Source organism: Actinacidiphila cocklensis (assembly GCF_907177275.1).
Lineage (GTDB): Bacteria > Actinomycetota > Actinomycetes > Streptomycetales > Streptomycetaceae > Actinacidiphila > Actinacidiphila cocklensis.
On sequence record NZ_CAJSLV010000058.1, the window covers coordinates 99,018 to 122,579 of the forward strand.

The window sequence follows — 23,562 nt, forward strand, 5'->3', positions numbered from 1 at the left end:
AGCAGGTGAGAGGTGCATCTCGCGTGGTGGGACGGTGCTGTTATCCGGCGGAACGGACATGCCACACTGTGGCACTCAGCCGGTTCCAGACATTCCGTCGCCTTCCGGCACTCACGCGCACAGGACCACCTTGGACCGATTCCAGCCCCCGTTCGCGACCGACGGAGCCGGCGACGTACAGCCCCCGGTACGGGGCCGGGACGAGGAGCTGTACTTCATCAGCGCGAGGTTCGCCGCGCTGGCTCAGGGCCGTGGTGGCATCGTGTGCGTCGAAGGCGCACCCGGCAGCGGCAAGAGCCGTCTCCTGGCGGAGGCACAGGCCGTCGCGATGTTCCGCGGACTGAAGGTCTTCCGGGGAGGTGCGGACCCTGACGGTCAGTTCGTCCCGCTGGGCCCGCTGCTGGACGGTCTGCTGAGCGGCCCCGAGCCGTTGTTCAGCGCCGACAAGTTGCGTGACCTCGCGGCCGCGCCCGAGCAGCGGTTCTGGCTGCTGCAGGAGTTGCAGGACCGGCTGGAGCAGGCGGCACTCAACAATCCGCTGGTCATCACCCTGGACGACGTCCAGTGGCTGGACGATGTGACGCTCCTCGCCCTGCACACGCTCTCCGCCCGGCTGTCCTCCCACGCGATCCTGTGGCTGGTTGCTGTCCGCAGCGGTACCAGGACGCCCGGCGTGCTCACGACGCTCGCCCGACTGGATCAGGCCGGCGCCCATCGGCTCCGGATCGGGCCGCTTGCCGACGCCGCGGTCGCCCAGATCACCGAGGACGTACTCGGAGCCGCTCCGGACTCCGCGACGCTGAACGCCGCCCGGCGCGCGGAGGGCGTACCCCTGCTCCTGGTGGAGCTGCTCCGCGGCATGCGTGACGAAGACTCGGTGATCGTCGAGAACGACGTCGCCCGTCTGAAGGGCGGACGTCTTCCGGCTCGGTTCCAGACCTCCGTACGACAGCGTCTCGACCAGCTCTCCGAACCGACCCGTGAGATCGTGCAGACCGCGTCCGCCGTGGGCCGCACGATCACCATCGGCCTCCTGGCCGAGCTGCTCGACAAACCGACGGCGGCGCTGATCGCACCGGTGGAGGAGGCACTCAACTCTCATCTGCTCGTCGAACGGGACGGCCGGTTGCTGTTTCGCCACGACCTGATCCGCGAGGCCGTCGAGGGCAGCCTGCCCGTGTCCGTACGCCGTGCTCTGCGATGCCATGCCGCTGACCTCCTGGTGGCGCGCGGGGCACCGGTGACCGAGGCGGCCGCCCTGCTCGTGGACAGTGCGGAGCCGGGCGACCGCAAGGCCGTGGAACTACTGCGGGCCGCCGCGGCCGAACTCACGACATCCGCGCCTTCGTCGGCGGTGGAACTCAGCCGCCAGGCCCTTGAACTCACCGCCGAGCAAGCCCCGGGCCGGCCGGAGATCATGGCCGAGACGATGTTGCTTCTCTGGCAGACCGGCCAGGCCGCACAGGCCCGCGCGCTTGCCGCGACCGCGCTGCCCGGGACCATGCCGCCGGAGGCCGAGGCGCGGGTGCGGCTCGGCGTGGCGCGCGTATCCAGCCAGTACGACTTCACAGAGGCCGCGCGCCAAGCAGGTACCGGAGCCGCCCTACCCGGCATCCCTCCCTCCTTGCGGGCCCAACTGCTGGCGCTGCAGTGCCTCAATCTGTCCATGGTCGGGGACTTCGAGGCGACGGCCGCAGCAGTCACAGCTACGATCGAGGCCGCTGCGGATGCGCAGGACAGGGTCGCCGAGGCCACGGCGATCGCCGTCGACTCGGTCGTGCAGTTCTACCGGACGGACTTCCGCAGCGCGTTCACTCAGGCGGACCGGGGCGCCGCCTTGGCGGCAGAAGTCGGGATCGAGCATTCGCTGTGGGTGCCGGAGGCTCTGTGGAAGGCGTTCCTGCTGAACGCGGCAGGCCGCCCGGACGCGGCGCTGGCGGAGTCCGAGGCCGGAATCCGCGAGACGCAGCGGCAGGGCCAGGCCGCGGCGATGGGCATGTGGATGATGAACAGGTCCCGAGTCCTGCTGGACGCGGGTCAGCTGGAAGACGCACGTGCCGAGGCCGAGGCCGCGTCCGCGATGGCCGACGAGCTGGGCATGGGCAACTTCGCCGACGCCACCCTCCTCTACACGCTGGTACGCGCCGCTCTGCACACGAACGACCTGACGGCCGCGAGAGCGTACGCGACCGATGTGAAGCGAATGCTGAACGACCCGGCCATCCTCGTACGCAACGTCGGCTCCTGGCTGTTGGCGCTCGTGGCGGACGCCGAGGACGATCCTGGTACGGCCATGACGCTCCTCGACGAATCCTTCGGAACCTTCGACCTGGAGGGTCCCTCTCTGGCCAGCCCGGACGATCCGGCCGACGCGCCCGTCTTCGTCCGCATGGCCCTGCGGGCGGGTACACCTGAGCGTGCCGCGGCCTGTGTCGCCGTGGCGGAGCGCCGCGCAGCCAGCAACCCGCAGTTCCCGATCCTGGCAGCGGCAGCCGCGCACGCCCGGGGGCTGCTCGACAACGACGTCGCCCTCCTCCTGCGCTCCGTCGAGTTGTACGACGGTATCCCCCGGCTGCTTCCGCGGGCCTCGGCGCTCGAAGACACCGGGCGCGGGCTGGCCGCACGACGCGCCATCCATGCCGTGCCCCACCTCGACAAGGCACTCGACCTTTACACCCAGGCCGGCGCCGAGCGGGACGCCGCACGCGTACGGCGCCGCCTGCGGGCCATGGGGGCGCCCAGGCGCCGCGCGACATCCAAGGGGGCCGTCAAGGTGTGGCCCGAGCTGACCGCCTCCGAGGTCGCGGTGATCCGTCTGGTGGCGCAGGGGCTGACGAACCGCCAGGCAGCGGAACGCCTCGCGATCTCACCACACACCGTGAGTTCACACCTGCGGCACGCGTTCACCAAACTCGACATCACCTCCCGGGTCGAACTCGCCCGCCTGGTGGATGCCCGCGAACACGGACAGTGAAGGCTTCGCATCCCACGCCCCCCGGGCGATCAGCCGGACACGTGTGATGCGCGCGCGCATGGCTCGTTGGCAGGATTCTCAAGACCGGACTGGGATGTACTGCCCGACGCGTCTGCCCGGTCCCTCCGGAAATACGACCTCAGGCACCGGCAGGCGACGCAGTCGTCCTCCGGCATGGGCTGAGCCAGGCCTCGCCGGCCGGTTCGGGCGGGAGGGGGCATGAGTGGCGGGATCAGGCGGATCGGTGACCCGCAGCGGTCTGCGCGGCCGGGAGGCGGAGCTCGAAGAGCTGGAGGCGCTGATTGCGTCTGTGGCCCACACCGGAAGCGGCGGCCTGGTGCTGATCCAGGGGGAACCGGGTATCGGCAAGACGACGCTCCTCTCCGAGGTCGTCGCCAGGGCCGCGACAGCGGGATTCTCGGTCGCCCTCGGCAAGGCCGATGAGCTGCATCACATCGTGCCGCTCTCGTCGTTGACTGCCTGCATCCTGCACGGCGATCAACCGCTCCTGTCCGGCGACGCCTTTGTCGACCTCCCCCGCAAACACGATCAGCGGATCTGGCTGGTGGAGCGCCTGGCGGAGGCAATCGAGAACAGAGCAGGCAGCATGCCGGTGCTGATCGCCCTGGACGACGTGCAGTGGGCCGACCCGCTGAGCCGCTTTGCCCTGAAACAGCTTCCGACACGATTGCGGACCTCGCCAGTCCTGTGGATGCTGACCGCGCGACGTGAGCCCGCCGGTCCGGCCGACGAGGTCGTCGCGGCCTCGATCGGCAACCTGAGGACGGTCACTGTGCCCTTGGGGCCGCTGTCCGGCGCGGCAATCGACCAGCTGGCCGGCGACGAACTCGGGGCAGCGGTTGACGGGCAGGTACGGGACTTGCTCGACGGAGCCGGCGGGAACCCGTTTCTGGCGGTCGAGATGCTCGCGGGAGTGCGGACCACACCGGACGGGCTGGTGCCCGAAGGGCTCGTGGTGGGTGTGCGCGGCAGACTCAGGTCCCTGCAGCCCAGAACGCTGCGCTTCCTCCAGATGGGGGCGGTGTTGGGACGCAGGTTCGGCTTCCAGGACGCCGCCGCGCTCTGCGGCCAATCGACCGCCACGTTGATCGCCGCGCTCGAGGAAGCCGTGCGCGCCGGGCTCCTGGACGACGACGGCGACCATCTGGTCTTCCGGCACGATCTGCTGCGCCAGGCCGTCTACGCCGACATCCCGCCGTCAGCCCGGAAGGCCCTGCACCGGGACGCTGCCCGGCGCCTGGTCTCGGCGGGCCACCAGCCGATCGACGTGGTGCCGCACATCCTCCGGGGAGCCCTGCCCCGAGACGAGGAAGCCGTAGCGCTGCTGCGTCGAGCCGCTGACGACGTACTGCCGGTCACGCCCGGCCTCGCGGCCGACCTGATGACGCGTGCCCTGGAACTGGTGCCGTCCGCACAGCCGTTGACGTTCGCAGTGGGTGAGCAGGCGATCCTCTGCTTGACGCGTGCCGGCAGGAACCGCGAGGCGCTGTCGGCCGGCGACCGGCTGCTGGCCTGCCGACCACCGCTGGAGACATTCAGCCGGCTGCAGGCCGCCCTCGGCGAGACGCTGTGGAACATGGATCTCACCGACGAGTTGCGCCGCCGGGCCGAAACGGCCCTCACCATAGGAGGCGCCGCCCCGGAGATCGAGGCGAGGCTGGCCGCACTGCGTGCGCTGGCCTTGTCCCGGGACAACGATCTTGTCGCAGCGCGTGAGGCCGGCGAGGCCGCGCTGCGTACCGCCACCGCGGCCGGTGACCGCGAGTCGCGCCTCCTGGCCCTGTTCGGGCTCGGCGAAATCGCGCAGAACGCGGGCGAGAACGCCGTCGCGCTGGAACGTTTCGACGCGCTCAGCGCCGTCGATCCTGCCTTCCTTCCCGAAGAGATCGTGGCACACCAGCACGTGGACGACTTCGAGTCCAGCGAACGACTGCTCCTGCGCGCAACGGACAACGCCAGGGCGATGCGTCAGGCAATGATGCTGTGGGCGCAGGGCGGGCACGATCTGGGACTCGGCCACCTCGACGACGCCGACGCCGGTTTCGCGACCATGGAGCGCCTGGAAGACGACGTACAAGTACCCGTCCAGCAGGTGAACGCCCGGGTGATCCGCTCCACGATCGCCCTTCTGCGCGGCGATCGGACAGCGGCGCGACAGCACCTGGCCGCAGCGCAGCAAAGACTGGCGGCCAAACCGACCCCGGGCAACACAGCCGCGGTGCGCTTCCTGGAAGCGGTCCACGCCGAGGCCGACGGGGACATCGGCCTGGCCGTCGACAAGGTGCGGCAAGTACAGCTGGAAGGTTCCTTCATGCGCTGGCGGCTGTTGCGCACCCGGGTGGACTGCGCGATACGCATAGCCCTGCGAGGCGCGGACCGCACACTCGCCGAGGACCTGGCCGCACAGGCCGAAGCCCATGCCGAACGCAACCCGGCCGTGCCCACCGCGTTGGGGATCGCGGCACAGTCCCTGGGACTGGTGAAAAACGATCTCGGCATGCTCGAACACTCGGTGGAACTGCTCAAGGCGAGCCCTCGCCCGCTGGTCAGGGCCACGGCCTACGCCGATCTCGGACAGGCACTCCTGACAGCCGGCCGGAGACCCGAGGCAGTGGCCGCGCTGACGCACGCCCGCGGCATGTTCGCCGCGTCAGGCGCCCACGCCGCAGTGGCACACGTACAGCGTGATCTGGACGGTGCCGGGAACGGCGGCCGCAGGGCAGCGACCCCCGATCGCCCCGTGCAGGGATGGGAGGCCCTCACGGCCTCGGAGAAGAGGATCGCGCACCTTGTCGCCGAGGGCCACACCAACCGGTCGGCCGCCGAGTTGCTCGTCGTCTCCCCTCACACGATCAACACTCACCTGACCTCCGTCTTCCACAAACTTTCGGTCAACTCGCGTGTTCAGCTTGCGAACCTGGTGACGGCCTTGCCCGACTGCTGAGCGGACCGGTTGGTACGTTCACGCGATGCCCTGCCACACCTGGATGCCCTTGGCTGGGGGCATCCCACACTCAGTCGGAGGTCACTTGCATGCACAGGCCCACCCGCGTACCACCGACCATCGTGCTTGTGCACGGAGCGTTCACTGATGCCTCGTCCTGGGCGGAGGTCATCAGCCTTCTGCACGCCGCCGGATTCACCGTGTGCGCTCCGGCGAACCCGCTGCGCGGCCTGCCGCAGGACGCCGCCTACGTCAGGAGCGTGGTGCGCGACATCGATGTCCCCGTCGTGCTGGTCGGCCACGGCTACGGTGGCGCGGTCATCACGCACGCCGCTACCGACGGGGACAACGTCGTGGCCTTGTGCTATGTCGCGGCGTTCGGCCTCGACGAGGGCGAGTGCGTCATGGACATCACGAACCGCTTTGCCCCCGTTCCGGTGGCCGACGCGACCGTCACCGCCGCCCTCCCCGCCCAGTCTTCCAGCGGCTCGGAACGCGAGATGTACGTCCATAAGGATCGGTTCCCGCTGGTGTACGCCACCGACCTGGCGCCCCGCGCCAGGAATGTGATGTCCGTGGCGCAACGCCCGATCGCCTGCGGCGCCCTGACCAGTAGATCGGGCACGCCGGCATGGGCCTCGAAGCCGTCCTGGTACGCCATCGCGACCGCCGACCGGATGCTCAGCCCCAGTGCTCAGCGCTTCATGGCGCAACGCATGGCGGCCACCGAGTACGTGCTGGACGGGTCGCATGCCGTTGTGCTGTCACAGCCCGGCGCGGTGGTGGCGATGATCCGGGAGGCCGCAGAACAGGGCAATGGCTGCGATGACGGCGACCGGCTTCCGCAACCCGTCTGAACAGGTGAAGGAGGCCACCGAAGGATATTCGTGCAGCCCGCGCCACTGCTGTCTTCTGCGAAAGCGATCTTCCGAGGACCCCTGCCATCGACCACCGGGACCCTATAACATACGTTCGAACGGAAGATGCCGGAATGGACCGTCTTGATGGCACACCGGACTCCGCCGAACCGACGTTCCTCGGCAAAAGGCACCTCCATGATCTCATCAGCCATGCCCCGGGCGCAGCGGATCGCCGCCTGCCTGAGGGTAGGAAGCGTCGCTCTCTTGCTTGCCGTCACCGGGTGCGGTGGAAAAACCGGTCCCGGGTCCGCCACAGGCAAGGTCACCTCCATCACCGTCCTTGACTATTACACCGACGATCCCGAACACACCCAATGGGGCGATCTACTCACCGCCTGCGGCAAGACCGCCGGCGTAACGGTCGAGCAGACGAGCGTTCCGGGGGCTTCGCTCGTCCCCAAGGTCCTTCAGCAGGCGTCGTCGCGGACCCTTCCCGACCTGCTGATGCTGGACAACCCGGACCTGCAGCGGATCGCGCAGACCGGCGCGTTGACACCGCTGGGCCAGTACGGCATCGACTCCAGCGGCTTTGCCAAGGGCATCCTGTCGGCGGGCACCTACGAGGGAAAGGTGTACGGACTGGCGCCCGATGTCAGCACGATCGCCCTCTTCTACAACAAGGACATGCTTGCCGAGTCGGGTGTCGACGTTCCGAGGACCTGGGCCGAACTGCAGGCTGCGGCGGCCGAGCTGACCCGCCCGGGGCGCTACGGGATGGCGGTCGACGCCAACGCCACTTTTGAGGGCACTTGGCAGTTCCTGCCCTTTCTGTGGTCCAACGGCGGGGACGAGAGCCAGTTGGACACCCCGCAGGCCGCGCAGGCACTCCAGCTGTGGGTCGACCTGGTGAAAAGCGGATCCATGTCGAAGTCCGTGCTGAACTGGACACAGGCCGACGTCCATGATCAGTTCGTCGCCGGCAGGACGGCGATGATGATCAACGGGCCCTGGCGGATCCCCGCCCTGAACGAGGACAAGAACCTGCACTGGGGGGTGGCCACCATCCCCGTCCCGCAGGCGGGGCAGACTCCTGTCACACCCCTCGGCGGTGAGGTGTGGACGGTCCCTCAGAATAACTCCAAGGCCAGGCAGGAGAAGGCCGCCCAGGTCCTCGCCTGCCTGAACGACTCCACGAACATGCTCACGCTGGCCGAGCAGCACTTCACCGTGCCCTCCCGCCCAGCGGCGGCTGCCCAGTATGCCGAGCAGGTCCCGTCGATGGCTGCCTTCGTCGAGAGCGTGGAAGCGGCCCGGGCCCGCACCAGCCGACTCGGCGTCAAGTGGCCCGAGGCAGCGACCGGGATATACACCGCGGTCCAGTCCGCGCTGACCGGTGAGCAGACACCGCAGGAGGCGCTCAAGCATGCGCAGCGGATCGCGACCGGTTCCTGACCGGTGCCCGACCCTCCGGGTGGACACCGGAGCGGAAGACGGGGCTGTCGCCGCGGGGGCGCCGGTCACCGGCGCGGCGGAGGAGGACGACAAGCACCGCAAGGACAGGGCACTGATCCGGGCACGCCGTTGGGAGCGGCTCGCCCAGTGGATGTTCATCGTGCCCGCCGCTGCATACCTGCTGCTGTTCTTCGGCTACCCGATCGCCAAGAACCTCGTGATGAGCTTCCAGCAGTACACGACCACGACGTTCTACACCGGTTCGGCGCCGTTCGCGGGGCTGCAGAACTACTCGAAGGTGCTTTCGTCGGACCTGTTCCCCAAGGCCCTGCTGACCACGGTTCTGTTCACCGCCGGCTCCGTATTCGGGCAGTTCGTGCTGGGCCTGGCCTTCGCCCTGTTCTTCCAACGCCGCTTCCCGCTCGGCCGCGTTCTGCGGGGGCTCCTGTTGCTGCCGTGGCTGCTGCCGCTGGTGGTCTCCGGAACGACGTGGAAGTGGATGCTGGACCCCGACACCGGAGTCGTCAACAACGCGCTGCGCGGACTCCATCTCTCGTCGTCCGGCATCCCCTGGCTCACCGGCACCTCGCAGGCGCTCGCGTCGGTGATCCTCGTCAACATCTGGGTCGGAATCCCCTTCAACGCCACCATCCTGTATGGCGGCCTGCAGGACATCCCGGCGCATCTTCACGAGGCGGCGAAACTGGACGGCGCCGGCCCCGTGGCGTCGTTCCGCCATGTCACCTGGCCACTGCTGCGGCCCGTGGTGGGCGTCGTGCTGGTGCTGGGCGTGGTCTACACGGTCAAGGTGCTGGACGTCATCCTCGTGGTGACGGGCGGAGGACCGGCCAACGCCACGGAGACCATCGCCACTCAATCCTATGAACTGTCCTTCCAGCAGTTCGAGTTCGGGCGCGGCGCCGCGATGAGCAACGTACTCGTGGTCATCTCGCTGGCCTTCGCCCTCGTCTACCTGCGCGCCAACCGTCGCGCCCGGAACGTCTGGGAGGCGGTCGCGTGAAGCGCGCACCCGACCGTGGCTGGCCCTCCACGATCATCGGGATCGGCCTGGTCGCGGTGATGATGTTTCCCGTCTACTGGATGGTGAACGCCTCCCTCCAGCCCGCGGGCAACACACTGCAGGGAGGCTGGTTCCCCCTCCATCCGGACTTCAGCGGTTACGCCACCGCGCTCCGCGATCAGGGACGCAACATCGTCACCAGCCTCGTCGTGGCCCTCGGCAGCGTCGCCCTCAGCCTCGGGCTCGCCGCCCCGGCGGCCTACGCGCTGGCCCACTCCCCCGTCCGAGGAACCAACCTCGTGCTGTTCGGTGTCCTGATCACACAGATGGTGCCTGGCATCGTCGTGGCCAACGCGCTCTACAGCGCCTACAACGACCTGGGACTCCTGAACTCCTACCTCGGACTGATCCTCGCCGACTCCACCGCCGCGGTACCCTTCGCGATCATCATCATGCGTGCGTTCATGCAGAGCATTCCCAGGGAGATCATCGAGGCCGCGCGAGTGGACGGCGCCGGGAGGCTGCGCGTCTTCCGCTCTGTGGTCCTCCCGGTGAGCAGGAACGCATTGGTCACTGCAGCCGTCTTCACCTTCCTCTTCACCTGGAGCGACTTCCTCTTCGCCCTCACCCTGACCACCACAAACACCGTACGGCCGATCACCCTGGGCATCTACGAATACATGGGTGCTCACACGAACCAGTGGAACGCCGTCATGGCCACCGCCGTCCTGGCGTCCATCCCGGCCGCCGTACTGCTCGCCGTCGCCCAGCGTTACTTCGCCTTCGGCGCCACCAGTGGAGCCGTCAAGTAGTAAGAGGCGATCCCGTCTCCGTCCCGTCTGCAGTCGACCCGCAGACGGTTCAGCCGCTGAAACCGCCGTCGAAGGGCCAGAGCCGGTCATCGCCCCTCACCGCGAGTCAGCCACCTGTCCTGGCACCCCTGATCTAGCGGATTCACGCGATGTGCTGCCGCAGGCCCGCTGGAAAAGTGTCCAGAAAACACACTGGTTGAAGGGCGGAGACCATGTCGCCAAATTCATCGAGACTGGAGCCCGGGCAGCTTTCGGGCGTCCTCCACACCCCCGGCTCGCTGCCCGTCCACCACAGGCGGGCGTACTGGCGCGACGCCCTGTCCCAGACGTTCGGCGCCGTGGACATGACCGTTCCCGATGAGGTGCGTTCCGGCACGATCCGTACGACACCGCTCGGCCGGCTCCAGGCCGTCACTGTGGACGGCGACTGCCTGTCCGCCCTGCGAACTCGCCGGCTCGTCGCTCAGGGCCGGGAAGACGATTACGTCGTGGTCAAACTGCTGGACAGAGGGGTCGCCCGACTCGAACAGGACGGCCGTGAAGCTCTCATCGGGCCAGGGGACATTTTCGTCTACGACATGGCGCGGCCCGTCCGGCTGAACCTTCCCCAGTCCTTCCGCACGAAGTCCCTCGTCCTGCCGAGACAGGTTCTGGGCCTAAGAGAGTCGGACGTGGCCCAGATCACGGCATACCCGCTCGGCCCCGACACACCCCTCGGCGGTCTGCTCTCGCCCCTCCTGGCCAGGCTCGTGGACGGCGCGGGAACCTACCCGGCACGCACCGGCGAGTTGATGGCCCGTAACATCGTGGACCTGCTCGGCGTACTCGCCGACGAGCGGACCAGCCGGACGATCATGGACACGCCCAGCGGGAACCGGGCACTCCTGCTGCGAATCCAGCAGTTCATCGACCGGCACCTCGCGGACCCCGATCTGACCCCGCAGATCATCGCCCAAGCCCACCACATATCCCTGCGCTACCTGCACAAGCTGTTCGAGAGCGAAGACGCCACCGTCGGCAAGTGGATTCAGCGGCGTCGCCTGGAGAAGTGCGAGCACGATCTGGCGCGCCGCGCAACCGACTCCACCATCGCCGCGGTGGCGCACCGATGGGGTTTCACCAGTGCCGCCCATTTCAGCCGGGTGTTCCGTGCCACCTACAGGATGTCCCCTCGCGAATGGCGCGACTCGCAAGCCTTGACGCCGTACAACCCGTCCCCCGCAGGGATCATCAATACCTGAACCGATACTCGGTGCTTTCTCGTACCATATCCCATGCATTCCTCGACAACATGAACTCCCTCTGGGGTTTTAGGGTGATGTACAGGAAATCACCTCCGGTGGCTACCGTTGGGGAATGAAATGACCCAGCCTCTTCCCTCGGTCATGTGCATGGTGACCGTGTACGTCAGCGTCCCGGACGAGCTGTCGGCCCCGTTGCCCGCAGAGCTGCACTACGACATGGCCGACCCCTATGCCGTCCGGCTCTCCCTCGGCGCACCCGCGGCCAGACCCGTGGACTGGGTGTTCGCCCGCTCACTGCTCGCGGAGGGCCTGCACCGGCCAGCCGGCACCGGAGACGTGCTGGTGATTCCCCAGCGCCATTGTCGTCCGGCCTCCGTGTGCATCGTGCTGAGGTCGGCCGCCGGCGCGGCACTGGTCGACATCCCGGCGTCCACAGTCGCCGCCTTTCTGCGGCGGACGGATGAACTCGTGCCGCCGGGAACAGAGAGCCCTCACATCGACATGGACCGTGCCCTCGCTGAACTCACAGGCAGGCAGGACTGAGAAACACGGGCAGCGGCGGGAGTGCTGTCGCCCGGCCCTCACCCCTCGGGGAGCCGCGTCCGGAGCGCGGCGTTATGGGTGGACAGCACGCCGTTCCAGCTCCTTCGAGGATGCTGGAACGCGTGCCCGTCGACAGTCTCTTCCCTGGATACGCGTCCTTGCTCAGGGACGAGGGACGTTGCGCAGGTTGGCCCGAGCCAAGTGGGCCATGCGGCCCACGCCTCCGGTCAGGACCGTCCGCCCTGCTGACAGGGCGAAGCCACTGACCTGCCCGACGGTGATCTTCGGGGGAACGGCCAACGCGGCGGGGTCGGTGACGACGTCGACGAGCGCGGGTCCGTCATGGGCAAAAGCCTCGCGCAGTGCGTCACGCACCTCGGCGGGCTTCTCCACCCGGATACCGCGCGCCCCGGCCGCCCTGGCGATCGCGGCGAAGTCGGTGTGCGGGTAGGTCGTACCGTGCGGGGGCAGCCCGTCGACCATCATCTCCAGGTCGACCATGCCCAGCGAGGAGTTGTTGAAGACGACTACCTTCACCGGCAGGCCGTACTGGACGAGGGTGAGGAAGTCGCCCATGAGCATGGAGAACCCGCCGTCGCCGGAAAGGGAGACGACCTGCCGCTTCCGGTCGAGGAACTGGGCGCCGATCGCCTGCGGCAGCGCGTTGGCCATCGAGCCGTGGACGAAGGAACCCAGGATGCGTCGTCGGCCGTTCGGCGTCAGATAGCGTGCCGCCCACACACAGCACATCCCGGTGTCAACGGTGAACACCGCGTCGTCGGCTGCCTCTTCGTCTAGTACCGAGGCCACGTATTCGGGATGGATGGGAGTGTGTCTGTCGACGTGGCGGGTGTAGGCGTTCACTGCCCCCTCGAGTGCGCGGGCGTGCCGCTCCAGCATGCGGTCGAGGAAACGGCGCGAGGACTTCTCCTGCACCGCTGGGGTGAGGCACCGCAGCGTCTCACGCACGTCTCCCCACACGGCAAGTTCGAGCCCGGTGCGCCGTCCGAGCCGCTCGGGTTGCACGTCGACCTGAACGGTCCGCACATGGCGCGGCAGGAAGTCCGTGTACGGGAAGTCGGTGCCGAGGAGCAGCAGAAGGTCGCACTCGTGCATGGCGTCGTAGGCGGCCCCGTAACCGAGCAGGCCGGACATGCCGACGTCATACGGGTTGTCGTACTGGACGTGCTCCTTGCCGCGCAGCGCGTGGCCGATCGGCGACTTGACCTTCTCGGCGAAGGCCATCACTTCCGCGTGAGCGCCGGCGACCCCCCGACCGCAGAACACCATGACGCGATCGGCGGCATCCACCAGTTCCGTGAGCCGAATGAGTTCCCGGTCGCCCGGGCGGATTGCCGGCAGATCCAGCGGTACGGCCAGTTCCGGCGCAGCGTCCGGGGAGTCCTCAGCGGCTGTGTCGCCCGACAGGGCCACGACCGAGACACCGCGTCGGCCCACGGCGTGCTGGATCGCGGTCTGCACCACGCGCGGCATCTGACGTGCTGACGAGACCAGCTCGGAGTAGTGGCTGCACTCGGCGAACAGCCGGTCGGGGTGGGTCTCCTGGAAGTAGCCGGTGCCGATCTCGCCACTCGGGATGTGGGCGGCGAGCGCGAGAACGGGCGCCTGCGAGCGGTGGGCGTCGTAGAGGCCGTTGATCAGATGCAGGTTGCCGGGCCCGCAGGAGCCCGCGCAGGCTGCCAGCCGACCGGTGAGCTGGGCTTCCGCGCCGGCCGCGAAGGCGGCTACCTCCTCGTGGCGGACCTGGACCCACTCGACTCCGTTGTGCCGTCTGATCGCGTCGACGACGGGGTTCAGGCTGTCCCCGACCACGCCGTAGATACGGCGTACTCCGGCACGCGCCATCAGGTCGACATACTGCTCTGCGATGGACTGCTTGGCCATGGGACTCCTCGGAGTACGGCATGTGCGGCGGGTGGGTTGCTCATCAATCACGCTATTGAGGCGGGAGGGCGACGCTTGACCGTCAGTGCACGGGTTCGGTTCGGGCAACGCGTCGTAGCGCAACTCCGCAGGACGGCGAGGTCACCGGGTCGCCCGTGCAAGCGGCCAGGGTTCGGGCACGGGTTCGGGGGTCAGCCGGCGCGGCGGCGGGACCACAGGGCGTGGCTGCCGACCGCGAGGACGGCCAGCAGCACTGTGGCGACGCACGTTGCCGCGAACACCGGCCCGAAGCCGCTTCGGGTCAGCCCGGTAGTGAGACCGGTCGCGGCGGAACTGCCGAGGAAGGCTGAGGCTACGAAGAACGACACGGTCGTTGCCCGCGCGGCAGGGGCGACGTCGGTGGCCCATCCCTGCAGAGAGGAGTGGAGGAAGGCGTTCGACGTGCCGATGAGGACTGATGTGACGGTGAGCGCCGGAGCGCCCTGCGAGAGGCTTGCGACGAGGAAGGCGGCGAAGAGCGTCGTACTGCCGATCGCGATCATCACGGTTCGGCCTACGCGTGCCACAACACGCCTGGCCAGGTAGGCGCCGCCCATGATGCCGGCACCGTACGTGGCACCGACCACGCCGGCCAGGGCCGGGGACAAGCCGTCCCGCTCCAGCGCGGGGACGATGTAGGTGAGGATGCCGAGCAGGATCGCGCCCTCCAGCAGCCCGAGCACGTAGGTCCACACGGGCCAGGCGGTGAAGGCACTTCGTATGTCGTGGCGTGCCCGCGTGTTGACCGGCAACTGCACACGCGACAGGAGTGCCAGAAAGGTCGCTGCGCCCACTGCGGTCACGGCAAAGACGACACGCCAGTCCAACCAGACGGCCACAGCACCTGCGGCCAGTGTCGCCACCGTCGTCCCCATGGCGGTGAATGTCTGGAGGCCGGAGATTTCACGGGCCCTGGCCGCACCGGTGTAGGAGTCGCCGACGATGGTCAGCATGCTCGGGAACAGCGAACCGACGAAGAGCCCGGTCACCGCTCGGAACACCAGGAGCGCCTCGAATCCCGGCGCGGCGATGCTGGCCGCGCTCCCGAGCAAGGCGCCCACCAGGGCCAGCCGCAGGACCGTCAGACGCCCGAGACGGTCAGCGAGCAGGCCCCATACCGGCTGGCCCAGCGCGTAGAGCAGAACGTAGGCCGTCACCAGTTGCACGGCGCTGTTGAGCGGAACCCGCTCCTCCTTGGTGAGCAGCACCAGCATGGGCGCGGTCGAGAACCGGTCGTAGAACGACAGGAACCCGATCGCGCGCATGAGCCAGGGAGGGAGGAGGGATGCCGCTTGCGGCTCAGGCACCGCAGAGGAAGCAGACGACTCAGGGGCCAGGTGCCCCTCGAACCTCAGGAGGTCCTGGTCCCTTGGACGACCGTGTGGCGGACTGGCATTGGGCATGGTGGCCACGACCTCTCGAGGCAGCGCGGGGTGGGAGGACGGTCCCGGCGTTCCGAGCGGCTGCGGCCGACCGGTGCGCCCTGCTCGGCCGGCCCGGGACGGTGTGGACTTCGGGCGCGGCCGAGCCTGACGGCTCCGGTGGACTGCCGATCGCGCGAGTCGGGGTCCTCGGGGTGAGTTGCGGAGTGAAGCAGTGAGCGGCCTACTGGCGCCGGAGCAGCGGGAAGAGGGTCGTCTCGGGTGTGGTGAAAGTGCCTACCTCAAGGCCATGGACCACTGGCGCGAGGTGTCGGCCTTGCTCCGGCCAGGTCATGCGTGGCGGGCTGTCCCGTGTCTGCGTATCGGTGTCCGCAGTCACCGGCTGCCGTGCCTGAGGCGAACGGCGAGCAGGTTGGGGTCCTTGTCGGTGAAGTAGGCGCCACTTGCGACATAGGCCGTTCCACCCCGGACGGCAAGGGAGGTCGGGTTTTCCAGTCCGTCAGCGGCGGTCAGTACAACGGTGTGGATGCCGTCAGGTGTGACCAGGGCGATTTCGTTGTCCCCGTTGACCGCCGCGAGCAGGGTGTTGCCGGCGCCGGTGAAGTCGATGTCGTCGATGTTGACCAGTCCGGTGGCCCGGGTCTCGACCCGCCCGGCGGCGCCACGGTGGGTGATGGGAATGCGGAGCACGGTGCCCTTGTCCAGGTTCGACACCCAGGCCGCACCATTGTGGATCTTGATGCCGTTGGCTCCCAGGAACCCGGCGGACTGGAGCTCGGGGGCAGTGGCCCACCGTGAGGGAGTACCACCCGCGGTCGGCACCCGCCAGACGACCCCCAGGACCGAGTCGGCAACATACAGCAGGCCTGTCCGCCCGTCGAGGGCCAAGCCGTTGGGCAGGCCATCTGCGGGGAGCGCGGCGACGCGCTTCGGGGGGCCGCCTGGACGCAGGCGCCACACACCGGTCAGGTCACTGGTGCCGGTGGCGTACAGGAAGTACAGCGTCCCGTCCTGCGCACGAACTATGCCGCCGAGAAACGGTGAGGTCAGGGCAGGGGTACTAGACCCGGCCGGAGGGGCCGGCAGGGTCGCGAGGACTCGCGTCCTGCCGTCGGAGGTGATCCGGGCGACTTGCCGCGAGTAGGCGAAGGTGACGTCGGCGTCGCCGCCGGGCTCCAGGGTGATGTTCTCGGGTCGCTGTCCATCTGCGATGCTCAGATGCGCCACGAAGCGCACGTCGGACACCGGCCCCGAAGCGGCGGTCGCCGGGCCGGGGACAGCGAGGGCCACCGCAACGGCCGTTACGGCCGCGGCCAGGAGGACTTTCCGGGTTCTTGTCTTGGTCCAGGGCATGTGAATGTTCCTTGTCCAATCCGTTGCTTCGCGCTTCGACGGCGCGGCGTCTTTTCTCGATTTCGCTGATTACGGAAGAGGGCGGTACACGGTCCGACCGGATCAGGTCGGGAACGGGATCGTCGCGTTACACAATTCCCGGAAGCCGCAGCCGAGTACATCGGCTTGTTTCCTTGCGCCTTCCCACTCTAGGCACCTCGGCGACGCTCGACACAGCCCTATGCGCTCAGCGACCACAACTGGTGCGCTCCGAGACCCGGTCCTATGCCTGACAGGCAGTCAGCGACGCTTCACGCCAGATTCGGTGCGCTCTGGTTATCAGCAGACAAACCACCGGCGCAGGTCAGTCGTGCCGTCCGGCAGAGCGCCGGTTCGCCGGCGCGCCACAGACTCTTCATCCGTGCGGCGTATGCCCTCCTATCGCCGAGTTCCCTCAAGGACCACGGTCTCTGCGTTCCCGGACAAGATGCCTCGGCAGCAGGGGTCTAGCTTCAAATCCGGAACCTCTGTCCCAGCCCCTACGCGCCGCTCGGCGGCGTACTGCAGCGGAGAGCCATATGGCATTGTTCGATCCGGACCCGGGGAAACTGCGCCCTGCTCGGGCGGGGGGCCCCGCCATCGACCGGGTGCCCGACGAAAGAGCATCCGGTACCCCGGACGCGTTGCGCCGGGACCTCGTCGGCCTGCTCGGCCCGGGGAAGGTCCTCCACACGCTTTCGGATCTGGTGAAGTACGCCTCGGACGCGAGCCCTTACCGTTTCGTACCCAACGTGGTCGTGGTCGCCGAGAACACCGATGACGTGGCCCTGGTGTTGCGGTACGCCCGTGAGCACGGACGCGAGATCGTCTTCCGTGCGGCGGGGACCTCACTCAACGGGCAGGCACAGGGCCGGGACATCCTGGTCGACGTCCGCCGTCACTGGACCGGCGTCGAGGTGCTGGGCAGCGGCGCTGAGGTGAGGGTCCGCCCCGGCACGACCGTTGGACGCGTCAATCTCGCACTGGCCCGGCACGGCCGGCTGATGGGTCCCGATCCGGCGAGTTCCCGCGCGTGCACAGTCGGCGGAGTCGTCGCCAACAACGCCTCGGGCATGACTGCCGGCATCACCCGCAACTCCTACCGGCTGCTTTCCTCCCTCACCCTTGTGCTCCCGTCGGGCACGGTCGTGGACACCGCGGCGCCGGACGCCGACGAGTTGCTGAGCAAGTCCGAGCCCGAGCTGTATACGGGATTGCTCGCGCTGAAGGCGGAGATCGAGGCTGACAGTGCGCTTATCACCCGGATTCGCGCGAAGTACGAGCTGAAGAACACCAACGGCTATCGTCTCGACTCCTTTCTGGACGGCTCCACCGCCGTGGAGATCCTGCGCGGGTTGATGGTCGGCTCTCAGGGCACGTTGGGATTCATCGCCGAGACCGTGTTCAAGACCGTCTCGCTGGATCGCCTCACGCACTCAGCGCTGCTGTTCTTCCCAGACCTCACCACCGCCGCGAAAGCAGTACCGCTGTTCAACGACGCCGGAGCCCGCGCGGTCGAGCTGATGGACGGAAATACGCTGCGCGCCTGCGCGAGCGTGGACGGTGTACCTGCCGACTGGGCCCGGATACCCGAGGAAATCGCCGCTCTGCTGGTGGAGTTCCGTGCCCCGGACGAGGCGGCGCACCAGGCCAACCAGCAGGCTGCCGCCGGCATCCTGGCGAAACTGACACTGGCGGTGCCAGTGGGATCCGTCACCAACCGCTTCGTCGAGGACCCGGCGACGGTCAGAATGTACTGGCACGCCCGCGAGGCCTTCATGACCGCGGTGGGAAAGGCACGACCGGCCGGGTCGACCCTGATCACCGAGGACTTCGCGGTCCCGCCCTCACGGCTGGCGGAAGCGTGCGAGGCACTGTCAGAACTGCAGCGCCGCCACGGCTTCGACGCAGCAGTCGCTGGCCACGCCGCCCATGGCAACCTGCATTTCCTGCTGGCCTTCGACGCGGCCATGCCGGAGGAAGTCCAGCGTTATGCAGGGTTCATGGACGACTTCTGCGCCATGGTCGTGCAGCGCTTCGACGGCTCGCTCAAGGCGGAGCACGCCACAGGCCGAAACATGACGCCGTTCCTCGAGTCCGAATGGGGCACCCGCGCCACCGAACTGATGTGGCGCATCAAAAAAATCCTCGACCCGCAGGGCACTCTGGCACCCGGCGTGGTGCTCGATCACGATCCCCGAGCCCATCTGCGAGGGCTCAAGACCATACCCGGCATCGAAGCCGTGGCCGATCCATGCATCGAGTGCGGCTTCTGCGAACCCGTCTGCCCGAGCCGCGACCTCACCACCACGCCACGCCAACGGATCGTGCTGCGTCGCGAGATGATGCGTCAGCCCGCCGGGTCGGCTGTCATGGACAGCTTGCTGGAGTCCTACGGCTACGACGCGGTCGACACCTGCGCCGGTGACTCGACCTGCAAGATCGCCTGTCCGGTCGCCATCGACACCGGTGCGATGATGAAGAGCTTCCGCCACCAGCGCCATTCCCCGCGGGAGGAGCGCAACGCGGCCCGGGTCGCCGAGCGGTTCTCCGTCGTGGAGTCGTCCGTGAGGGGCGCGCTCGGCATCGGAGATCACACCGGCGATCGGGTTCTGGAATTCCTCACCTCCGCAGCGCGCAAGGCCGTCTCCCCCGAACTGGTCCCCGCATGGATTTCCAGCATCCCCGGCCCCGCCCGCACCCGCCTGCCCGACACGGATCGGCAGAGCGCCGTCGCTGTCTACTACGTGGCCTGCGTCAACCGGCTCTTCGCCGGACCTGACGGCCTGGACGGACCGTCTTTGCCCGAGGCCATCGTCCAGGTCTCTCGTCGGGCTGGTCGACCGGTCTGGGTACCGCCGAACATGGCCGGGTCCTGCTGCGCGACGATCTGGCACTCCAAGGGCTACGACGACGGCAACACTGTCATGGCCAACCGCATCGTCGAGCGGGCATGGGAGTGGACAGACCACGGACGGCTCCCCCTCATCGTGGACGCATCGTCCTGCACACTCGGCATCGGGAACGAGGTCAGGCCCTACCTGACGCCCGACAACACACGCAGACATCAGGCCCTCACCATCGTGGACTCCCTTGCCTGGGCTGCCACCCACCTGCTCCCGCACCTGACAGTGACGCACCGGATCGACACCGCGGTGGTACACCCCACCTGCTCGATGCGGCACCTTGGCAGCGACGAGCAACTCCGCACGGTCGCGGAGTTCCTGGCGCGAGACGTCCACGTCCCCGTCTACGCGGAGTGCTGCGGCTTCGCAGGCGACCGTGGACTGCTGCACAAGGAACTGACGGAGGCGGCCACGAAGCACGAGGCCGCGGAGGTCACGTCGGGCACGTTCGACGCCTATCTTTCGGCGAACCGCACGTGTGAGATCGGCATGGAACACGCCACGGGCCGCCCATACCACTCGGCCCTTATCGCGCTGGAACGGGCCACCCGCCCCATCGTGTGAGTCCCACGCCGGCCACGGCCATGTCCCTCACGTCATGTCAGGAGATCACACATGCGCATTGCCAACCTCGCCGGCCGTCTGGTCGTGATCGTCGCCGACCGGGCAGTCGACGTTCGGACCGCCAGCAACGGTGTGTTCTCCAGCGACCCGGAAGCGGTCTACTCCCGCTGGACGGAGTTCCGCACCTGGGCCGCACGGACGGAGCTCAGCGGCGGGATCTCCTTCGACCCTGCCGACCTCGGCGCCCCCTCGCCGATGCCCCGCCAGCTCTTCGCCATCGGTCTGAACTACCGCGAGCACGTCAAAGAGACCGGTTTCGCGGCACCCGCGGGGGCGCCGTCGGTGTTCACCAAGTTCGCGACCAGTATCACCGGCCCGGTCACCGAGGTGGTTCTGCCCGAAGGCGGCCACACGGACTGGGAAGTGGAGCTGGTGGCAGTCATCGGCCGCAGGGCGTACCAGGTGTACGAGGCCGACGGCTGGAGCCACGTCGCAGGCCTGACCGTCGGCCAGGACTTGTCCGAGCGCATCATCCAGATGGCCGGGCAGCCTCCCCAGTTCAGCCTTGGCAAGTCCTACCCGGGCTTCACCCCGACAGGTCCCTGGCTGGTGACGCCGGACGAGTTCGACGACCCCGATGACCTGGAACTGACCTGTGCCGTCAATGGCGAGCAGGTGCAGCACGGCCGCACCAGGCACATGATCCTCTCGGTCCCTGCCCTGATCGCCAGGCTCTCCGCGGTGCTACCGCTGCTGCCAGGGGACGTCATCTTCACCGGTACTCCCGCCGGCGTCGGCCTCGGCCGATCACCCCAGCGATGGCTGGCCCCCGGCGACCGGCTCGTCAGCACCATCAGCGGCATAGGCGAACTGCGCCAGCAATTCCTCAGCTGACTGCTCACGAGCCCACACCGCACCGTGTTCATCCCATCGAGTCCACGAGCGAGCATCATGACGGAACCGACAGGCATCACCCACCACACCGCCCAACTCAACGGAATCAAGCAGCACTGGGTCAGCGCGGGGCAGGGCCCAGCGGTCTACCTTCTGCACGGCTTCCCCGAGACCTGGTACGGCTGGCGGAAGCAGATCCCGGTACTGGCCGAGCAGTTCACCGTGATCGCACCCGACCTCCGCGGCTACGGGGACACCGAGAAACCCGCCTCCGGCTACGACAAGCGAACCATGTCCAACGACATCGTCGCGTTGATGGACCACCTCGGCCACGACAAGATCGCCCTGGTCGGCCACGACCGCGGGGCACGCGTCGGCACCCGCTTCGCCAAGGACAACCCCCACCGGATCGACCGGTTCGTTGCCATGGACAACATCCCCACCCGGGTCATCGCTGACACGTACGACGTCCATCTGGCCCGTCAAGGCTACTGGTTCTTCACCTTCCTCGGCGTCCCCGACCTACCCGAGGCGTTGATCAACGGCCGCGAGGAGATCTGGCTCACGCACTTCTACCGCAGTTGGTCGTACAACCCCGACGCACTCACACCTGAGGACATCGCGGTCTACGTACGCGCGTACCAGCAGCCGGGAGCGGTGCGGGGCTCATGTATGGACTACCGCGCGGCTTCTGAGGACGTCGTGCAGGACCGCGAGGACGCCGACCGGCTCATCGACTGCCCTGTCTTGACCATTTGGGGCGAGGACTTCAGCGCCGTCGGTCAGGCCTACGACGTCCTTGACGTCTGGAAGGGAATCGCGCGAAGCGTCCGCGGTGTTCCGATCGCCCAGTGTGGGCACCTGTGCCAGGAAGAACGGCCCGACATCGTCAACGCGGAACTCCTCACCTTCCTCACGGATTGGAAAGGCTGAGGACCACACCCCTTGGTCACGTCCACTGGAGCGGTGCATCAACGGCCTGAACCGTTCCGGGTTCAGTGGAGGCTCGATTCTTTGAGAGGATCGAGTCATGGCACGTCCCTCCCCTTATCCCGCTGAGCTGCGGCGTCGTGCGGTGCGCATGGTCGCCGAGGTACGCCCGGACTACGAGACGGAGTGGGCCGCGATGAAGGCCGTCGCGAGCAAGCTCGGCATCGGCGCGGCCGAGACGGTGCGCCAGTGGGTGCGCCGCGACCAGATCGACTCCGGAACCCGGCCAGGGACGACAACGGAGGAATCAGCCCAGGTCAAAGCGCTGAAGAAGGAAGTCGCCGAGTTCAAGCGGGCGAACGAGATCCTCAAGGCGGCCTCCTTGAGGATGTCGACGTCCTCGCGCAGGCGGCGGTTTTCCCGCCGCCTGCGCGGCCAGTTCCTCGCGTTCGCTGCTGGTCAGGCCGTCGCGCTCGCCCGCGTCGACCTCAGCCTGCTTGACCCAGTCGCGCACCGCGGTCTCGGTCAGATCGAAGTCCTTGGCGACCTGGCCCATCGAGCGGTCACCGCGTCGGCACAGATCGAGGATCTCGGCCTTGAACTCCGGCGTGAACGAGCGGCGGGGGCGTGGCTTCTTCTTCCCCATGCTCTCCATGATGGACATCCTCCCGGGGCAGAACCCCTGATCTCGGATGTCCGTCAAAGCGGATCAAGCTCACTGCGAGCAATAGTCAAGACCTGTGGTCCAGGTAGCTTGTGCTCCTTAGGGCTTGCAGAGGATTAACACGTCGTCTTTATCTTGTTGCTGGGGTCGCTGGTGAGGGTGAGGACCCGGGCGTGGAGGGTCGCCAGGGCCGCGGGTGGGGTCGTGGCGGGCGGGATGGCGATCCCGTGCGTCTTGAGGAGTCTTCTGTTCTTCAGGAGGGTTCGGTGCATGGCTGTTCGGCTGCTGCTGAACAGTACGGCGAGAGGTTCCGCGGCCAGGGCGACTCTCAGATGGAGCACGGTGGCCAGGACCTGTTCGGGGAAGGTGAGCCGGGGTGGGCGGCCGTGCCGGGTGTCTCCGTCGGGAGCCAGCGTTCGTGTGAGGTCCCGGAGTTGTCGCCGGGTCATCCCGGTCAGCTCTGGATCGGACAACTGGTTCTCGTCCCATTGGGTGGCAGGGGTCTGCGGGGCCCGCGCCGCCGGAATGGCGGAGCTTGGCTGGGGGTGCAGGGCGTAGTTCCAGTCGCCGTGGAAGGCGTGCCGGGTCAGTGGCAGAGCAGCCATCTCGGCGTCTTTGATCTGGACTGCGGTGGGATAGCTGTTGGTGTCCAGGGCGGCACTCACGCGCAGTCCGGTGCGGGTCGTGGTCGCTGCGATGCTGTTGACGATGACTTCGTGGCTGGTCAGCGGGCGGCCGCGCCAGTTCATGGTGATGTGGGAGAACAGCCGGTGCTCGATCTTGTTCCACTTCGATGTTCCCGGTGGGAGGTGGGACACGGTGATCGTGAGACCGGTTTCGGCGGCGAGGCGGGCGAGCTGGAGTTTCCATGCCCGGGTGCGGTAGCCGTTTGAGCCGCCCGCGTCGGCGGTGATCAGCAGCCTCGTCGCCTGCGGGTAGGCTTCCTGGCCCTGGCTGTGCCACCAGCGGCGGATCGACTCCACGGCGAACGCTGCGGTGTCGTGGTCGGTGCCGACGTTGACCCAGCCGGTATTGG

At 67.9% G+C, this 23,562-nt stretch carries 16 protein-coding genes and 1 pseudogene; 12 read left to right on the forward strand and 5 right to left on the reverse strand.

Annotated features, from left to right (window positions below; all coding sequences use genetic code 11):
- The first annotated feature begins 130 nt into the window (after nucleotides 1-130).
- From NFU81_RS19025 to NFU81_RS19060, 8 genes are all read left to right on the forward strand, one after another.
- Entirely contained in the window at nucleotides 131-2,974 is a 2,844-nt protein-coding gene (locus tag NFU81_RS19025; protein WP_285833819.1) for an ATP-binding protein, read from the forward strand.
- A 244-nt stretch (nucleotides 2,975-3,218) separates the two neighbouring features.
- Nucleotides 3,219-5,939: a helix-turn-helix transcriptional regulator gene (locus NFU81_RS19030; RefSeq protein ID WP_251491486.1), complete on the forward strand. Its 2,721-nt coding sequence runs from the start codon at nucleotides 3,219-3,221 to the stop codon at nucleotides 5,937-5,939.
- Between the two features lie 128 nt (nucleotides 5,940-6,067).
- Nucleotides 6,068-6,796, forward strand: a complete 729-nt coding sequence (locus NFU81_RS19035) for an alpha/beta fold hydrolase (protein ID WP_251491487.1) — start codon at nucleotides 6,068-6,070, stop codon at nucleotides 6,794-6,796.
- A gap of 126 nt (nucleotides 6,797-6,922) precedes the next feature.
- Nucleotides 6,923-8,251: a sugar ABC transporter substrate-binding protein gene (locus NFU81_RS19040; protein ID WP_251491488.1), complete on the forward strand. Its 1,329-nt coding sequence runs from the start codon at nucleotides 6,923-6,925 to the stop codon at nucleotides 8,249-8,251.
- Between the two features lie 112 nt (nucleotides 8,252-8,363).
- A complete protein-coding gene (locus tag NFU81_RS19045; protein WP_251491516.1) occupies nucleotides 8,364-9,272 on the forward strand; it encodes a carbohydrate ABC transporter permease in 909 nt (302 codons plus the stop codon).
- Nucleotides 9,269-10,084: a carbohydrate ABC transporter permease gene (locus NFU81_RS19050; RefSeq protein WP_251491489.1), complete on the forward strand. Its 816-nt coding sequence runs from the start codon at nucleotides 9,269-9,271 to the stop codon at nucleotides 10,082-10,084. Before NFU81_RS19045 ends, NFU81_RS19050 begins: the two co-directional genes overlap by 4 nt.
- A gap of 212 nt (nucleotides 10,085-10,296) precedes the next feature.
- Nucleotides 10,297-11,325, forward strand: a complete 1,029-nt coding sequence (locus NFU81_RS19055) for an AraC-like ligand-binding domain-containing protein (protein ID WP_274038155.1) — start codon at nucleotides 10,297-10,299, stop codon at nucleotides 11,323-11,325.
- Between the two features lie 120 nt (nucleotides 11,326-11,445).
- Nucleotides 11,446-11,871, forward strand: coding sequence for an SsgA family sporulation/cell division regulator (locus NFU81_RS19060; RefSeq protein ID WP_251491491.1), 426 nt, complete (start codon nucleotides 11,446-11,448; stop codon nucleotides 11,869-11,871).
- 162 nt (nucleotides 11,872-12,033) lie between these two features.
- Here NFU81_RS19060 and NFU81_RS19065 read toward each other — a convergent pair whose 3' ends face one another.
- From NFU81_RS19065 to NFU81_RS19075, 3 genes are all read right to left on the reverse strand, one after another.
- Complete coding sequence (locus NFU81_RS19065; protein ID WP_251491493.1) at nucleotides 12,034-13,776, reverse strand: pyruvate dehydrogenase; 1,743 nt, start codon at nucleotides 13,774-13,776, stop codon at nucleotides 12,034-12,036.
- 191 nt (nucleotides 13,777-13,967) lie between these two features.
- Complete coding sequence (locus NFU81_RS19070) at nucleotides 13,968-15,080, reverse strand: MFS transporter (RefSeq protein ID WP_251491495.1); 1,113 nt, start codon at nucleotides 15,078-15,080, stop codon at nucleotides 13,968-13,970.
- 492 nt (nucleotides 15,081-15,572) lie between these two features.
- Complete coding sequence (locus NFU81_RS19075) at nucleotides 15,573-16,550, reverse strand: hypothetical protein (protein WP_251491497.1); 978 nt, start codon at nucleotides 16,548-16,550, stop codon at nucleotides 15,573-15,575.
- A 557-nt stretch (nucleotides 16,551-17,107) separates the two neighbouring features.
- Between NFU81_RS19075 and NFU81_RS19080 the strand changes: the two genes are divergently transcribed.
- The 4 genes and pseudogenes from NFU81_RS19080 to NFU81_RS19095 form a co-directional block, all read left to right on the forward strand.
- Nucleotides 17,108-20,038 carry an FAD-binding and (Fe-S)-binding domain-containing protein gene (locus tag NFU81_RS19080; RefSeq protein ID WP_251491499.1) on the forward strand — a complete coding sequence of 977 codons (2,931 nt, stop codon included), beginning with the start codon at nucleotides 17,108-17,110 and terminating at the stop codon, nucleotides 20,036-20,038.
- A gap of 51 nt (nucleotides 20,039-20,089) precedes the next feature.
- Nucleotides 20,090-20,932: a fumarylacetoacetate hydrolase family protein gene (locus NFU81_RS19085; RefSeq protein ID WP_251491501.1), complete on the forward strand. Its 843-nt coding sequence runs from the start codon at nucleotides 20,090-20,092 to the stop codon at nucleotides 20,930-20,932.
- Nucleotides 20,933-20,989: 57 nt separating this feature from the next.
- Nucleotides 20,990-21,865, forward strand: a complete 876-nt coding sequence (locus tag NFU81_RS19090; RefSeq protein ID WP_251491503.1) for an alpha/beta fold hydrolase — start codon at nucleotides 20,990-20,992, stop codon at nucleotides 21,863-21,865.
- Between the two features lie 97 nt (nucleotides 21,866-21,962).
- Nucleotides 21,963-22,244, forward strand: a pseudogene (locus NFU81_RS19095) (transposase); the annotation flags it as partial.
- Here the strand turns inward: NFU81_RS19095 and NFU81_RS19100 are convergent.
- Both NFU81_RS19100 and NFU81_RS19105 read right to left on the reverse strand, forming a co-directional pair.
- The gene (locus tag NFU81_RS19100; RefSeq protein WP_308208304.1) at nucleotides 22,170-22,526 is read right to left on the reverse strand and encodes a transposase; all 357 of its coding nucleotides are present in this window, start codon (nucleotides 22,524-22,526) and stop codon (nucleotides 22,170-22,172) included. The pseudogene NFU81_RS19095 and the gene NFU81_RS19100 sit on opposite strands and share 75 nt — an antisense overlap.
- A 116-nt stretch (nucleotides 22,527-22,642) precedes the next feature.
- Nucleotides 22,643-23,562: ISAzo13 family transposase (locus tag NFU81_RS19105; protein WP_251491506.1), on the reverse strand; the 920-nt coding region annotated here is incomplete at its 5' end.

What these genes read in the sequence shown, in the direction of transcription:
- NFU81_RS19040 (WP_251491488.1), top strand. Translation starts at nt 6,923, where the DNA reads ATGCCGGAATGGACCGTCTTGATGGCACACCGGACTCCGCCGAACCGA.
- NFU81_RS19055 (WP_274038155.1), top strand. Translation starts at nt 10,297, where the DNA reads ATGTCGCCAAATTCATCGAGACTGGAGCCCGGGCAGCTTTCGGGCGTC.
- NFU81_RS19060 (WP_251491491.1), top strand. Translation starts at nt 11,446, where the DNA reads ATGACCCAGCCTCTTCCCTCGGTCATGTGCATGGTGACCGTGTACGTC.
- NFU81_RS19065 (WP_251491493.1), bottom strand. Translation starts at nt 13,776, where the DNA reads ATGGCCAAGCAGTCCATCGCAGAGCAGTATGTCGACCTGATGGCGCGT.
- NFU81_RS19070 (WP_251491495.1), bottom strand. Translation starts at nt 15,080, where the DNA reads ATGCGCGCGATCGGGTTCCTGTCGTTCTACGACCGGTTCTCGACCGCG.
- NFU81_RS19075 (WP_251491497.1), bottom strand. Translation starts at nt 16,550, where the DNA reads ATGCCCTGGACCAAGACAAGAACCCGGAAAGTCCTCCTGGCCGCGGCC.
- NFU81_RS19080 (WP_251491499.1), top strand. Translation starts at nt 17,108, where the DNA reads ATGGCATTGTTCGATCCGGACCCGGGGAAACTGCGCCCTGCTCGGGCG.
- NFU81_RS19085 (WP_251491501.1), top strand. Translation starts at nt 20,090, where the DNA reads ATGCGCATTGCCAACCTCGCCGGCCGTCTGGTCGTGATCGTCGCCGAC.
- NFU81_RS19090 (WP_251491503.1), top strand. Translation starts at nt 20,990, where the DNA reads ATGACGGAACCGACAGGCATCACCCACCACACCGCCCAACTCAACGGA.
- NFU81_RS19100 (WP_308208304.1), bottom strand. Translation starts at nt 22,526, where the DNA reads ATGTCCATCATGGAGAGCATGGGGAAGAAGAAGCCACGCCCCCGCCGC.